The sequence below is a fragment of the Sphingobium sufflavum genome, assembly GCF_021403115.1.
Classification (GTDB): domain Bacteria; phylum Pseudomonadota; class Alphaproteobacteria; order Sphingomonadales; family Sphingomonadaceae; genus Sphingobium; species Sphingobium sufflavum.
In genome coordinates, this window is the sequence record NZ_JAJSSH010000022.1 from 18638 (window position 1) to 32915 (window position 14278).

A 14278-nucleotide genomic window follows, 5' to 3' on the forward strand; every position below is an offset into this window, starting at 1 on the left:
GATCGCGCACGATGATCGTCGGCCTCGGCTCCGACCTGTGCAATATCGAGCGCATCCAGGCATCGCTCGACAAGTTCGGTGAGCGGTTCGAACAACGCTGCTTCACCGAGCAGGAACGGGCCAAGGCCGCCCGCCGCCCCTTTACCAAGGCCGGCACGCTGGCCAAGCGCTTCGCCGCCAAGGAGGCCTTCTCCAAGGCGGTCGGAACGGGGTTCAGCAATGGCGTGTTCTTCAAGGATATTGGCGTCGTCAACCTGCCCTCCGGCGCGCCCACGCTGGCGCTGACCGGCGGGGCGAAGGCCCGGCTCGACGCCCTGACACCACCGGGGGCGGTCATGCATGTGCATGTCACCCTGACCGATGACCACCCCTGGGCGCAGGCCTTTGTGGTGCTGGAGGCACGATTTGCATGAGTGACGATCAGGGCGTCCGGCCCGGCCAGGACGGCGCAGCGACCGACGCGACCCTATTGCCGCTGGCGGAGCCGGCCGGGGGTGCGGGCGGCAAGGCGCGCAAATCGCAGGGCGATGGCGGCACCGACTGGCTGGGCGAGATCAAGAGCATCGCCCTGCTGATCCTGGCGGTGCTGGCCTTCCACAGCTTCATCGCCAAGCCTTTCTACATCCCCTCCGAATCCATGATGCCGGTGCTGCTCAAGGGCGACCGGCTGGTGGTCAGCAAATATGCCTATGGCTGGTCGCATGTCTCGCCCAGCTTCCACATCCTGCCCGAAATGCCAGGCCGCCTGCTGGGCAAGCTGCCCGAACGCGGCGACATCGTCATCGCGCAGCCGCGCGGGCGCAAGGAGGATTATATCAAGCGGGTGATCGGCCTGCCCGGCGACACGATAGAGGTGCGCGCGGGCCAGATCGTGCTGAACGGCAAGCCTGTGCCGCAGCGCCTCCTGCCCCCGCTGGCCGTGCCGGTGGACGCCAATGCGCCCTGCGACCCGATGCAGTTCCCCGATGCACTGGGCTTTGCCAAGGACGGCAGCCGCGTCTGCAACCTGCCGGTGAAGCGCGAGACGCTGCCCAACGGGCGCAGCTACACCATCATCGACGTCGGTATGCGCCCGACCGACTGGTATGGCCCGGTGAAAATCCCCGCCAACCACCTCTTCCTGATGGGCGACAACCGCGACAACAGCGCGGACAGCCGCGTGCCGCTGGAGGAGATGGGGCTGGGCGGCCCGGTGCCGTTCGAGAGCATCGGCGGGCGCGCGGAGTTCATCACCTTCTCGCTGAACGGCACGACCGAGCTTAATCCGGCGACATGGTTCGGCGGCTTCCGGCCCGGCCGGGCGTTCACCAGCCTGCATCCGGCGCGGGACGGCGATCAAGCCGCGAAATAAGGGGTTGCGGGGTCAGGCTTGGCTTGGGGCTGATGAAGCAGTCCCCTTGTCGTCATCCCGGACCTCATGGGCAATGATCCCGCTTGAACCTGTAGGATAGAAGAACCGTTCGCCCTGCGCGTGTCGACCCGAAGGGTGGGCAAAGCCCAACGACTGCACTGCCCTTGAAGCGCGGGCTATAGAAGAAGAACAGCCGTTCGAGATTCGAGCGAGTCACGCGCCTCGCTCGAACAGGACGAACGGGAGGGGGGTACAGGCTCCTGAGAGATAATTGCCGACCCCATCGAGATGGCGAAGCTATAGTCGCAGCATCGCTCCCCACCCCGAAACGCCAAAAGGGCCAGCCGATACAGGCCAGCCCTTTGCGGGGGATGCGACAGGCGCATCCGATTGGGGAGGCGGGACCGGCGCGGGCGATGCCCGGCGACCAGTTCCCGCCCATGGTCCTGCGAAAATCAGGTCAGCTGATTCTTGGTCAGGCTGGTTTCCAGACGGCCCGCCGTGTCCGAGATGGTCGCGCCGGGAACGGTCACCAGCTTGCCCTCGAAGATGATCTGGGCCGAACCGTCGGCCGTCACCTTGTACACGACGCCCAGGCGCGTGCCGCCATTGGCGAACAGCATCTTGCCCTTCTCGACCGAACCGCCGGCGATGGCGGGCGAAGCGATGACGGAACCCAGGATCAACAGAGACACAATTTTCTTCATACCACTCTCCACCATTGTCATTGGGACCGGGAGACCGACACGCTTGTGGTGCGCACCCCTCATCTCCTGATCGTGAGTGCGTTTTTTGCACATTGGCCTTAACAAATTCCTGCCCGCGGCCATCATTGCGGAGCCGATATGATGATGCGGCGGTTAACCATGACCCATTTGGCAAAGATGGCGGATTTGTGCGGGGCAGCATAAATCGGGCACCGGAGCTTCACACAAAGAAAAACCCCGCCGTCGCTGTGCGCGAGAGCGGGGTTTTCGATTTTTCAGCCTGTCGGAAGCCTGTCCGACGGTGCGACTCGGACGATCAGAGGGGGACCGTCAGGGGGCCGTCGGTGCCTCGCCCGTGGGCGCTGCACCCTGCGGCGCGCCACCGGGGGCGCCACCGCCCTGCATCATCTGCTGGAGCTGCATCTGCTGCTGGAGCTGCATCACCTCGGCGCGGCTCTTGAACTCGTGCAGAGTGATGTCGAACTGCAACGGCGCGTTGGCGGGAATGCCGCTGCCCTGCGGCGGAGTCGCGCCATAGGCCAGGTTCGCCGGGATCCAGACGCGCATATGCCCGCCCTTGTGCATCATGGTCAGCGCCTCGGCAAAGCCCGGCACGACATTGCCGATTTCCATCGGCGCGCGCTCATTCTGGTCGAAGACGGTGCCATCCGACAGCGAACCCTTATAACCAACGAGGGCGAAATCCTCATGCGTCGGGGTGGGACCGGTGCCCTTTTCGATCACCTGATATTTCAGGCCCGAATCGGTCGTACCGAATTGCGAACTGCCCGCGAACGCCAGGCCAACGCCCGCCACGGCCGCAAGCACGACCCCGAACCAGAGCTTGCCGAGCGAGCCTTTGGCGATGGGACGCAACGGTACGGCTGTGATCGACGACATGCGGGAGTCCCCCCGGAGAATTAAACCACGAGATACGCTGTTTCGGTCGCGCCGTCCCTCAACGGGCGACGCGACACGACGTCTTACTTGACGCCGTCACGCTCCGCGCGCTTGCGCTCCAGCTTGCGCGCACGGCGAACGGCGGCCGCCTTTTCGCGGGCACGCTTCTCGGAGGGCTTCTCGTAATGACGGCGCAGCTTCATCTCGCGATAGACGCCTTCGCGCTGCAGCTTCTTCTTGAGCGCCCGCAAGGCCTGGTCGACATTGTTATCGCGAACGATGATCTGCATGAGCCGTATAATCTCCAGTCTTCTCAGGCGATCCCACACCCCCGGCCCGGCAAGCGGCACACGGAAATGAAGCGATCTGCCAAAAACAATATGCGCCGCGACGGTTAATCGCGGCGTTCCAGCCCGGCCCCCTAACAGCCGAGTCTTGGAAATTCAAGCCCCGGCGCGCGATTCTCGTCGAGAAGATCGGCATGATGCGACAGATTGACAGGAGGCCTCCGCTGCCCTTGAAGCACTAGCCATGACAAAGTTCACGGTCAACGACCGGCCCGTCCAATATCGCATGGACCCGCAAACCCCGCTGCTCTGGGCGCTACGCGACGGGTCCAACCTGACCGGCACCAAATATGGGTGCGGCACGGGCCATTGCGGGGCGTGTACGGTGGACATCGACGGCGCGGCCGTCCGCTCCTGCCAGATCAGCCTGGCGCAGGCGGAGGGCCGATTCGTCACCACCATCGAGGCGCTGTCACCGGACCGCAGCCATCCGGTGCAGCAGGCATGGGCCGCCCGCGCCGTGCCGCAATGCGGCTACTGCCAGTCGGGGATGATCATGGCCGCGTCCGTCCTGCTGCGCAAAAACACCAATCCCACGGATGCGGACATCGATTCGTCGATCACCAACATCTGCCGCTGCGGCACCTATCCCCGGATTCGGGAGGCGATCAAACTGGCCGGGCGAATCATGCGCGGCGAGGAGCGGATCGCCGCCGCGCCGCCGCCGGGCATAACGCCCGACGATGCCGCCCGCACCGTCCCCGCCCTGCGCGGGAAGGAATGACCGGCGGTCCCGCCCGAAACGCACCCCAATCCGCCCCCGCGCCCGATCGCAACCTTTCAATTGGCTGTATCCCCTATTCAGCCGCATGTCAGCGCACGGCGCGTAAAAGGGCAAGCATGGGTGCAGCAGGCGCCCGCTTGAGGACAGATGAGATGGGTAAGGGTTTAAAGGCAGGGCTGATGGCCCTCACCGCACTGGCGGCGATGACACCCGCCATGGCGCAGGAGAATGGCGGCTGGCGCGGTCGCGGCATGGAACGCCAGAGCGGCGGCAACCCCGGCGGCGGTAATCCCGGCATCGGGGCTTCGGCGCCCCAGCGTGGCTGGCGCGACAATGGCGCGCAGCAACCCCGCCCCGAAATGCCCCGCGCCGATGGCGGCGCTCGCCCGATGGACCGGCAATGGAACGGGCAGCGCAACACCCCCTGGCAGGCCCCCGACAGGCCGGTCGCCCAGGCGCCGTCTGCCCAACCGCCGATGGCACGCCCGCCTGTCACAGTCGCCACTGACAGGCCGGACCGTGGCTGGAACCAGAATGGCCGGAACCAGAATGACCGAACCGGCGGCGCGGACTGGAACCGCGACACGCGCCCGCCCAACGCGGGCCAGCCTTCCGCCGACCGTCCCTCCGCCGGATGGCGGAATCGCGACCGGGACGATGTTCGCAACCGGCCCGATCTCAATCTCGGCCCGAATCGCGGTGACGGGCGCGGCGCCGATGGCCGATGGGGCAATGACCCCCGGAACAATGACCGCTGGAACAATGGCCGCGACGACCGTCGGCCACAACCCGTCTTCGGCAATGGCGGCGGCACCAATGGCAACTGGCAGAACCGTAATGGCTGGCAGAATGGCGGCCGCCTGAACGCCAGCGACCGCTGGCGGGACCAGCAACGGTGGAGCAACGACTGGCGGCGGGACAATCGCTACGACTGGTCGCGCTACCGCCAGATCAACCGCTCCGCCTATCGCCTGCCCGCCTATCGTCCACCCAGCGGATGGGCCTATGGCTATAGCCGCTTCTCCATCGGGCTGTTCCTGGGCGGACCGTTGTTCAGCAACAGCTACTGGATCGACGATCCCTACAGCTATCGTCTGCCGCCCGCCTATGGGACGCTGCGCTGGGTCCGCTATTATGACGATGCGCTGCTGGTCGACATTCGCGACGGCTATGTGGTCGATGTGATCCACGACTTCTTCTGGTGACACACGGGCCGGACGGCTGAGGACAACCGGGCCGTATCGCCTCCTGTGGGGAGCGATGCGGCCCATTTCTCTTGTCCCGTCGCGCCGGGGATGGCAGGTGCGCCGCGTGACCAGAGAGCGCCACCCCGACGATGCCGACACCGCCTCCGCCGCCCGGGCGGCGATTGGCGCGCGCATCGCGGAAAAACTGCGCCGCAACCCGATGGTCAGCACCATCGCCAACGACCGGATGGAAATCTTCGTCCGCCACGGCTTCCTGACCCCCGCCGAATGTGCCGCCATGATGGCGCAGATCGACGCGGGCAGCATCCCCTCCAAATTGTTCAGCGGGCGCGAGAAGAACGGCTTTCGCAGCAGCAGCAGTTGCAACCATGATCCCGACGACCCGCTGATCCAGAAGCTGACCGCCCGGCTGGGCGCGCTGACCGGCTATGCCGCCGAACTGGGCGAGACGATCCAGGGCCAACGCTATGCCGAGGGGCAGGAGTATAAGGGCCATTGCGACTATTTCCCCGGCAATGTCAGCTATTGGCCGGACATGCGCGATGCGGGCGGGCAGCGGTGCTGGACTGCGATGATGTACCTCAACCCGGTCGAGGAGGGCGGGGAGACGCATTTCGTACGCGCGGGCTTCATGGTGCCGCCGCGCGCCGGGACTCTGCTGGTGTGGAACAATATGCGCGCCGACGGATCGCCCAACAGCGACACGCTGCACGCCGCCCTGCCCGTCCGGCGGGGCGTAAAATATGTGCTGACCAAATGGTATCGTGAGCGCCCCTGGTCGCCCGTCCGCATCCGCTGAGCGCGCCCGCTCCCGGCAAATAGCTGTTTTCCTACACTTTGCGACAAAGCTGACTGCCGCCTGACCGATCTGTTCCCGGAACATTCAGGCCGGTGGAGCGATAAGGTGGCTCTGTCCTTCGCTGCATGGGCGCCGGTCCCTTAAACCGGCCCCGGCGGAGACGGAGCACAAGGAGACAGACAATGAAGAAGACCCTTCTGGCCGCCCTGATCGTCGCGACCGCCCTGCCTACCCTGGCCCCCACCATGGCCGCCGCGCAGACCCGCGAACTGCGCGAGGACCGCCGTGACGTGCGGGACGCCCAGCGCGACCTGCGCGATGCCCAGCGCCACGGCGACCATCGCGACGTGCGCGACGCGCGTCAGGATCTGCGCGAAGCCCGGCAGGAGCATCGCGAGGACTGGCGCGATTATCGCGCGCAGAACCGCAACACCTACGCCCGTGGCAACTGGCGCGCGCCTTTCGCCTATCAGCGGTTCCGGTCCGGCGCGCAGATCCGCCCGGCCTATTACAACAGCCGCTATTATATCGCGAACCCCGCCCGCTATCGCCTGCCCCCCGCCACCGGCGCGAACCGCTGGGTCCGCCATTATGACGATGCGCTGCTGGTGAACGTGCGCTCCGGCCGCGTGGTGCGGGTCATCAACGGCTTCTACTGGTAAGCCCCGCCATCATGCCCGGCCCGCCCTTACGGGGGTGGGCCGGCACACGGCCGGCAAAGTAAAGGCCCGGCCTCCCGTGAGGGAGGAACCGGGCCTTTCGCCGAACAGTCAAACCGTGATGCGTGGCAAGTGGCCGTGCCGGCTTGTTTGGCAGTCCACCGGCACGGCCGATGGCGCAGGCGCCATCAGTCCGAAAGGGTGTGGACTGTGGGCGCTAACGTCCAGGTGTCCGTAAAGGTCCACGAACACAGCGGAAAACCGGCACGGCACACCCGGCCGGGCGGCGCGTCAGCCCGCCTCGACCAGCGCCAGCGCCTCCGCGATCAGGCGGCGGCTGTTCTCCACGCCATAAAGCGCGATGAAGCTGCCCATGCGCGGCCCCTGATCGGCGCCCAGCAACGTCTGGTAAAGCGCCTTGAACCAGTCGCGCAGTTGTTCGAACCCATAATGCGGGTCTTTGCCGATCTCATAGACGATCGCCTGCACATCCTCCGCCGTCGCATCCTTGCTCAGCGCGCCCAGCTGCGCATCCAGTTCGCGCAGGGCCATCGCCTCATTCGGCTCCGGCGCGCGGCGCTGGAGCGTGGGGGCCACGAAATCGCGGTTATAGGCGATGGCGTGGTGGACCAGCGCGGCCAGCGCGGGATGGCTCTCCTGCGACACGCCCGGCGCATAATTGGCGAGGTAGGACCAGGCCCGGTCCGCCGTCGCGTCCGCGCCCATCACCCCGACGAGGTTCAGCAGCAGACCAAAGCTGACCGGCGGCCCCTCGGCGGGCACCGCCCCGTCATGGATATGATGGACCGGGTTGCCCAGCCGCTTGTCGGCCGGCTGCGCGGCATATTGCGCCCGGAACTGCTCATATTCATCGACCGCGCGCGGGATGACGCCGATGTGGAGCTGCTTGGCGCTCTTCGGCTCGCGATAGGCGTAGAAGGCCAGGCTTTCCTGCGTGCCATAGGTCAGCCAGTCCTCCAGCGACAGGCCGTTGCCCTTGGACTTGCTGATCTTCTCGCCCTTCTCGTCGAGGAACATCTCGTAGATCAGGCCCTCCGGCTTGCGCCCGCCCAAGACCTGCGCGATCTTGCCCGACTGCACGCCGCTGTCGGTCAAATCCTTGCCATACATCTCATAATCGACGCCCAGCGCGACCCAGCGCATCGCCCAGTCGACCTTCCATTGCAGCTTCGCGCCGCCGGACAGGATGGACTGTTCCACCAGCTTGCCACCATCTTCGAACCGGACGAGACCCGTTTCCGCATCGACCACCTCGACCGGCACCTGCAACACCACGCCCGTCGTCGGGCTGATCGGCAGGATGGGGGAATAGGTCGCGGCCCGCTCCTTGCGCAGGGTCGGCAGCATGATGTCCATGATCGCCTGATAGCGGCGCAGCACGGTGCGCAACTGCTCGTCGAACGCGCCCGACCGATATTGCTCGGTCGAGCTGCGGAAATCATAATCGAAACCATAGCGGTCGAGGAACTCGCGCAGCATCGCATTATTATGCGCCGCAAAGCTCTCATATTTGCCGAACGGGTCGGGGATGGCGGTCAGCGGCTTGCCCAGATGCTCCGCCAGCATCGCCTGGTTGGGCACATTGTCCGGCACCTTGCGCAGGCCGTCCATGTCGTCGCTGAACGCGATCAGGCGGGTGGGCAGGTCGCTCATCGCCTCGAACGCGCGGCGGACCATGGTGGTGCGCAGCACTTCGTTAAAGGTGCCGATATGCGGCAGGCCAGACGGGCCATAACCGGTCTCGAACAGCACATAGCCTTTTTCGGGCGCCTTCGCCTGCGGCCCGCCCTCATAATGGCGCAGGACCTTGCGGGCCTCCTCGAACGGCCATGCCTTGGATGTGCGCGCGGCGTCGCGCAGCGTCGAATTGTCTACACTGTCGGTCATGGCCGGGCTGTAAAACCTTATCCCGCCCAACAACAGCCCCAAAATGGTGCCGCGCCGGGTGGCCGAAGACCGGCGGAAAAGGTAGACCTCGGCACCGCGGTTTCCCGAAAATTAATCAATCTGGGTCAAGGATGATCCATGGGAGGTCGCCATGGAATTCAAACGTAAACGCGCACGCATCGTCGTGGATGTCTCCGTCACGCTGACGACGGTGCTGGATTCGGTCGAGGCGCGGATCATCGACCTGTCCGAACATGGCGCGCAAATCGTCGGCGCGGCCCTGCCCAAGAACAGCAAGTTCCAGATCGAATATCAGGGCCAGACCATCTATGCCCAGTGCATGTGGTCGGAGATCGACCGGATGGGCGTGCGCTTCCCCTTCGTCATGACGGATGGGCCGCTGCACGACATATTGGCGATGGCGATGCCCGCCAGCCACCGCCATTCGGACGAAACCGGTGTTCTCGCCCGTCCAGCGGCTGGCGGTTATATGGCGGTGTCGACCATGGACCAGAATTCGGCCAGCCTGTCCGGGCGTCGCCCGATGCCGACCAGCTTCGGACGTCGCCCCACATCCTGACCGGCGGTCTGGTGTAGTGCCAGTCTGCCGGCACCAACCTGACAACATCCGCACGATCGCACCACAGTCCGATGGCGCCCACTGAGCAGATCGCACTCGCGAACCTCCGCGCACGGGGCAGCGCGTCACATATATAATGGCTGGTGAAATACAGGGCTGGCCGATACCCCCTGACCCGATGCACCACAGGCACACGGCAAATCCACACCCGGACCGTCCGTCCCGGCCATAACCGGCGCAGACGCATGACGACAGGCTGTCGGCGTTCCTCCTCCCGCCCCCGCGTGAGGAAATCGCTACGCCCGGCAGCCGTCACCCATCAAGCGACGTGCATCAAACCCCGCCGATCAGAAAACGATCAGGTACAGCAGGCCGATGACGCACAGGGCGAATGTGCCCAGACCCGCCGCGCGGGAGGCCATTTCTGCGCCCCGGTCGATGAACCCTGCCGGTCGGGGTGGATATTCATGAAACGTCCGAATGTTCATATGTGCGACCCTCTGCCCCATCCCTCACCCGGCGTCGTTTCGATCTTTCCGAGGAGATATAAAGTGAGATAGATTGGGCTTTCCCGCTTCGCAAGGGCTTTCCGAAGACAAGATGCAGTTTTTACATGTAAAAAACCGGCCATTTTGCATCTGCTAACATAGTAATTTTCACGAATTTTTGAAAATCGAAGAACTCATGAAATTTTTCAAATTCAACAATAGATTGTAAATTTTATTTTACAGCGATCTTGCCCAGTGGATCAGATTTGTCGGAATATATATGACATGGGTACTTACTATCCCTCGGTTAACCATCTTTGGGACAGCTGACAGCGGCAAAATTTCTCTCTGCCACGCCATTTCCGCATAGTCTGGTCTATTGCCCCCATGGTCCCTAGATTATGCAGTCGATGCCCGACCTGAATCGCCTTTGTGCAATGCATATAAGCCACGCCGGGGCCTGGCTGTGGGACGATGGCGACGCGCGGGCGGTGGATCGGCAGGAGGCAAAGGCGCGGGCGCTCGCCTCTCCCCTCCTCCTCGTCAACATCCCGCTGGTCGGCGGGCGGCTCGGCTATGGCGAATTGTCGGGGCTGGACCTGCTCGAACTGTTCGCCTTCGTCTACCCCGCGCGCTTCGTGGTGCCGTCACCCGCCGGGCTTGCGGAGGCCACCGGCCTGACCCCGCCCGCGACCGATGCGGACGCCGTCGCCCTCCTCCCGCGCATCGCGGAACGTCTGCTGGCCGTGATGCAGGCAAAGGACTGGCCGGAGCGGCAGGGCGCATGGACCGCCGCGCGCAATCTGGAACGGGCGCGCTGGCCCTGGGCGCCGTTCGTGCGCGCCGCCCTGCCCGCCCATCCGGGGACGGAGGAACGCTGGCTCTTCTCCGCCCTGCCGGAGTGGGAGGAGCAATCGCCCCGCCCGCCCGCGCGGCAGGGCGGGCTGAACAGCCATGACATCGACGACCAGCTGGACGCACTGGTCGGGCTGGGCGGGGAGGTCCGGTCCGGTCAGCGCGCCTTTGCGCAGGCCGCTGCCACCGCCTTCGCCCCGCGTGACCAGCGCAACGCGCCCCATGTGGTGCTGGCGGAAGCGGGCACCGGCATCGGCAAGACTTTGGGCTATCTCGCCCCCGCCTCGCTCTGGGCGGCGCAGTCCGGCGGGACGGTGTGGATCTCCACCTTCACCAAGGCGCTGCAACGCCAGCTCAACCGGGAAAGCGCGCGCATCTATCCCGACGACGCCGTGCGCCGCACCCGCGTGACGGTGCGCAAGGGGCGGGAAAATTATCTCTGCCTCCTCAACCTGGAGGAAGCGTTGCAGGGCGGCGCGTCGGGCGGCGTCGCGGGCCGGGGCGCGATCTTCGCGCAACTGGTCGCGCGCTGGGCCGCCTACAGCCGCGATGGCGACATGGTGGGCGGCGACCTGCCGGGCTGGCTGCCCACCCTGTTCCGCCGCACCGGCACCGCCGCGCTGACCGACCGGCGCGGCGAGTGCATCTATGCCGGTTGCCCCCATTACCGCCGCTGCTTCATCGAACGGACGCAGCGCGCCTCCGCCAACGCCGACCTCGTCATCGCCAACCATGCGCTGGTCCTGATCGAGGCGGTGCGGGGCCGCGGCGAGACGCAGGCCCGCTATGTCTTCGACGAGGGGCATCATCTGTTCCACGCCGCCGATTCCACCTTCTCCCTCGCGCTGTCGGGGGCGGAGGCGATCGAACTGCGCCGCTGGGTCGTCGGGCCGGAGGGGTCGCGCAAGGGCCGCCGCCGGGGCCTCTCCGCCCGCCTCGCCGATGTGGCCAGCTATGACGATGCCGCCAGCGCCGCCATCGACGCGGCGGTGAACGCGGCGCGGCAACTGCCCGGCGACGACTGGCTGGCGCGCATCACGGGGGAGACGCCCCACGGCCCGCTGGAGGCGCTGCTGGTCGCCGCCCGCGCCATGGTGTTCGCGCGGGCCGAGGACGGGCGCAAGGGCGACGCCGACCCCGGCTACGGGCTGGAGGCGGAACTGGCCGACCCCTCACCCGCGCTGGTGGAGGCGGCGCAGGCGGCGGGCGACGCACTCGCCGCGTTGCTCGACCCGTTGCGGCGGCTGGACCGGCGGCTGGACGACCTGATTGGCGACCCGCCGGACTGGATGGACGGCGACGCCCGCAACCGGATCGAGGGTAGCCGCATGGCGCTGGCCCGGCGCAGCGACACGCTGGCCGGCTGGATCGCGCTGCTGACCCGGATCGGCGGGCCGGGCGAGCCGGAATTCGTCGACTGGCTGGCGGTGGACCGCTTCGACGGGCGCGAATATGACATCGCCCTGCGGCGGCACTGGCTGGACCCCACCCGCCCGCTGGCCGACCATGTGCTGAAACCCGCGCACGGCGCGCTCATCACCTCCGCGACCCTGCGCGCGGGCGGCGACTGGGGGCAGGCGCGGGCGGTGACCGGCGTGTCCCACCTCGACCGCGCGCCGGAACTGTTCAGCGCGGACAGCCCCTTCGACTATGCCGCGCAGGCCGAGATCCTGATCGTGACCGACATCAAGCGGGGCGACACCGCCGCGCTGGCGGGCGCCTATGCCCGGCTGATCGAGGCGTCGGGCGGCGGCGCACTGGGCCTGTTCAGCGCGATCCGGCGGCTGCGCGCGGTCCATGCGCGCATCGCGGACCGGCTGGCGCGGGTCGGCCTGCCGCTGCTGGCGCAGCATGTCGACCCCATCGACATCGGCACGCTGGTCGACCTGTTCCGCGCCGATCCCCACGCCTCGCTGCTCGGCACCGACGCGCTGCGCGACGGCATCGACGTGCCAGGCGACACGCTGCGGCTGGTCGTGATGGAGGGCGTGCCCTGGTCAAAGCCCTCCGTCCTGCACGCCGCGCGCAAGATGGCGTGGGACGGCGACGCCTATAACGACCGGCTGGTGCGCGCGCGCATGGCGCAGGCCTTCGGTCGCCTGATCCGGCGGCAGGACGATCGGGGCGTCTTCGTCCTCCTCTCCTCCGCCGTGCCCAGCCGGATGCTCAGCGCCTTTCCTCCCGGCGTCGCGATCCGGCGGGTGCCGCTAGAGGAGGCCATCGCCTCCGTCCGCCGCTTCCTCGGCAAACCCGCCGTCGCCACCGGCCTGCCCGCGCTCGACGACAGCCTGCCGCTCTTCTGATCCCGCCGGTTGCGGTGGGCCAGGATGCCGCCTACAATGCGCCACTCCCTGCATGCCATCGCGGAACGGCGAAATTCCGGGCCTTCCGACTTGGTTCCGACGCGAATTTGCGGCATTGCGGGTTCGAATGACCCGGAGCGGAGCATCCATGAAGACGGTGATCCTTTTACGCCATGCCAAGTCAGACTGGAACGACAGCGTAGCGAGGGATTTCGACCGGCCTCTGAACGGACGCGGCAAGCGCGCGGCCCGGCGGATGGGCGCGTGGGCGCGGGACGAGAATCTGCGTTTCGACGCGATCATCGCATCGCCTGCGGTGCGGGTGACGGAAACGCTGGACCATTTCCTCGATGCCTATGGGCAGAGCATCGACCCGCGCTGGGACCGGCGCATCTACCTCGCCTCCGCCGCGACGCTGCTCGACGTGCTGCGCGACCTGCCGGACGATCTGGCGACGGTGCTGATGGTCGGGCATAATCCGGGGCTGGAGGATCTCGTCCTCGACATCGTGCCCGACGACGGGCCGGACGATCTGCGCGTGCAGGTGGAGACGAAATATCCCACCGCCGCTATCGCGACGGTGCAGTTCGCCGCCGACCGCTGGACCGACGTCGCCCGCCCCGGCACCCTCACCACCTTCGTCAGGCCGCGCGATCTCGACGCTGCGCTGGGACCGGATGTGCGCCAGCATTGAGGGGGGTGGGTTGGGGTATGCGTTGGCTGCCGCTTGCTCCCGAAGAAGCAAAGAGCAGTCGCTTGATTGCAGACCGGTCGATAGTCTGGCATTTTCGTCCAGTTGGGAGGGCGTGCGATGCGGAAGGCCGGCAAACTCGCATTGATGCTGCTCATGCTGGCTACAGGTTGCTCTGGCCCGACCCGCGACCAAGCAACGCTTCAGGCGATCCACGCCGAGGCCACGGCACTGATTGGAGCGCGGCCAGAATCTCCGGCTGCCTTGCCACGGGTTCGCTGGCCGCCGACAATCACCAGTCTTGAGCCGGAGACAGTTACCGTCTCTGCGGACGGTGTCGATATCCTGATGAAACCATTTTTCGACGGTGGTTCGGGATATTTTATCCCGGTTAAAGCAAGAGAATTACCAGGGCCACCGGGCCGCTACGATCATGTCGGTAAGGGCGTCTATTGGTATCATCCTTATTGATCGTTCGCTTCGTTTATCTTGCCATTCCAAACACACCGGTCCGCTCTCCACCCAGCCTCGTGCCCCGAACGGCAGGCAAAGTCCAACGACTGCCCGTCCTTCTCCGGTCCATCGCGATACGCTATGGGCGAAGGGATACATCAACACAGCGCGCCGACCCCTCGTTCAGGACGGCTGGCCGCTCTCTTCCTCCAGCGCCTCGGACAAGGCGCCGCGGATGGTGCGCAGGCGGTCGAGCAGCGCATCCACGAACAGCGCCTCCGACGATGAGGCCGCCGCCTCCCCGT

Annotated in this window: 15 protein-coding genes; 10 read left to right on the forward strand and 5 right to left on the reverse strand. The window is 66.2% G+C overall.

Annotated elements, in window-relative coordinates:
• Positions 1–11: 11 nt before the first annotated feature.
• Both acpS and lepB read left to right on the forward strand, forming a co-directional pair.
• Complete coding sequence (gene acpS / locus LWE61_RS19910) at positions 12–413, forward strand: holo-ACP synthase (RefSeq protein WP_234152392.1); 402 nt, start codon at positions 12–14, stop codon at positions 411–413.
• A complete protein-coding gene (gene lepB / locus LWE61_RS19915) occupies positions 410–1351 on the forward strand; it encodes a signal peptidase I (protein WP_234152393.1) in 942 nt (313 codons plus the stop codon). Before acpS ends, lepB begins: the two co-directional genes overlap by 4 nt.
• Before the next feature lie 455 nt (positions 1352–1806).
• On the opposite strand, the gene LWE61_RS19920 is transcribed toward lepB, so the two are convergent.
• The 3 genes from LWE61_RS19920 to rpsU form a co-directional block, all read right to left on the reverse strand.
• Positions 1807–2058: a hypothetical protein gene (locus LWE61_RS19920; RefSeq protein ID WP_234152394.1), complete on the reverse strand. Its 252-nt coding sequence runs from the start codon at positions 2056–2058 to the stop codon at positions 1807–1809.
• 330 nt (positions 2059–2388) lie between these two features.
• Positions 2389–2958 carry an FKBP-type peptidyl-prolyl cis-trans isomerase gene (locus tag LWE61_RS19925; RefSeq protein ID WP_234152395.1) on the reverse strand — a complete coding sequence of 190 codons (570 nt, stop codon included), beginning with the start codon at positions 2956–2958 and terminating at the stop codon, positions 2389–2391.
• An 83-nt stretch (positions 2959–3041) separates the two neighbouring features.
• Positions 3042–3248 (reverse strand): 30S ribosomal protein S21, encoded by a 207-nt coding sequence (gene rpsU, locus LWE61_RS19930; protein WP_183955150.1) that lies wholly within the window; start codon positions 3246–3248, stop codon positions 3042–3044.
• A gap of 241 nt (positions 3249–3489) precedes the next feature.
• Here rpsU and LWE61_RS19935 point away from each other — a divergent pair, with 241 nt between their 5' ends.
• The 4 genes from LWE61_RS19935 (at position 3490) to LWE61_RS19950 (ending at position 6698) form a co-directional block, all read left to right on the forward strand.
• Positions 3490–4029, forward strand: a complete 540-nt coding sequence (locus LWE61_RS19935) for a (2Fe-2S)-binding protein (RefSeq protein ID WP_234152396.1) — start codon at positions 3490–3492, stop codon at positions 4027–4029.
• 152 nt (positions 4030–4181) lie between these two features.
• Entirely contained in the window at positions 4182–5234 is a 1053-nt protein-coding gene (locus tag LWE61_RS19940) for an RcnB family protein (RefSeq protein ID WP_234152397.1), read from the forward strand.
• Between the two features lie 106 nt (positions 5235–5340).
• Positions 5341–6036 carry a prolyl hydroxylase family protein gene (locus LWE61_RS19945; protein WP_234152398.1) on the forward strand — a complete coding sequence of 232 codons (696 nt, stop codon included), beginning with the start codon at positions 5341–5343 and terminating at the stop codon, positions 6034–6036.
• Positions 6037–6218: 182 nt separating this feature from the next.
• Positions 6219–6698 carry an RcnB family protein gene (locus LWE61_RS19950; protein ID WP_234152399.1) on the forward strand — a complete coding sequence of 160 codons (480 nt, stop codon included), beginning with the start codon at positions 6219–6221 and terminating at the stop codon, positions 6696–6698.
• Between the two features lie 288 nt (positions 6699–6986).
• Here LWE61_RS19950 and LWE61_RS19955 read toward each other — a convergent pair whose 3' ends face one another.
• Positions 6987–8603, reverse strand: a complete 1617-nt coding sequence (locus LWE61_RS19955) for a lysine--tRNA ligase (RefSeq protein ID WP_234152400.1) — start codon at positions 8601–8603, stop codon at positions 6987–6989.
• Between the two features lie 151 nt (positions 8604–8754).
• On the opposite strand from LWE61_RS19955, the gene LWE61_RS19960 reads away from it, so the two are divergent.
• Complete coding sequence (locus LWE61_RS19960; protein WP_234152401.1) at positions 8755–9183, forward strand: PilZ domain-containing protein; 429 nt, start codon at positions 8755–8757, stop codon at positions 9181–9183.
• Between the two features lie 347 nt (positions 9184–9530).
• On the opposite strand, the gene LWE61_RS19965 is transcribed toward LWE61_RS19960, so the two are convergent.
• A complete protein-coding gene (locus LWE61_RS19965) occupies positions 9531–9671 on the reverse strand; it encodes a hypothetical protein (RefSeq protein ID WP_234152402.1) in 141 nt (46 codons plus the stop codon).
• 410 nt (positions 9672–10081) lie between these two features.
• Here LWE61_RS19965 and LWE61_RS19970 point away from each other — a divergent pair, with 410 nt between their 5' ends.
• The 3 genes from LWE61_RS19970 to LWE61_RS19980 all read left to right on the forward strand — a co-directional run bounded on the left by LWE61_RS19970 (position 10082) and on the right by LWE61_RS19980 (position 13991).
• Complete coding sequence (locus tag LWE61_RS19970; RefSeq protein ID WP_234152403.1) at positions 10082–12829, forward strand: ATP-dependent DNA helicase; 2748 nt, start codon at positions 10082–10084, stop codon at positions 12827–12829.
• Positions 12830–12977: 148 nt separating this feature from the next.
• Positions 12978–13523 carry a SixA phosphatase family protein gene (locus tag LWE61_RS19975; RefSeq protein WP_234152404.1) on the forward strand — a complete coding sequence of 182 codons (546 nt, stop codon included), beginning with the start codon at positions 12978–12980 and terminating at the stop codon, positions 13521–13523.
• Between the two features lie 117 nt (positions 13524–13640).
• A complete protein-coding gene (locus tag LWE61_RS19980; protein WP_234152405.1) occupies positions 13641–13991 on the forward strand; it encodes a hypothetical protein in 351 nt (116 codons plus the stop codon).
• Positions 13992–14278: the final 287 nt, after the last annotated feature.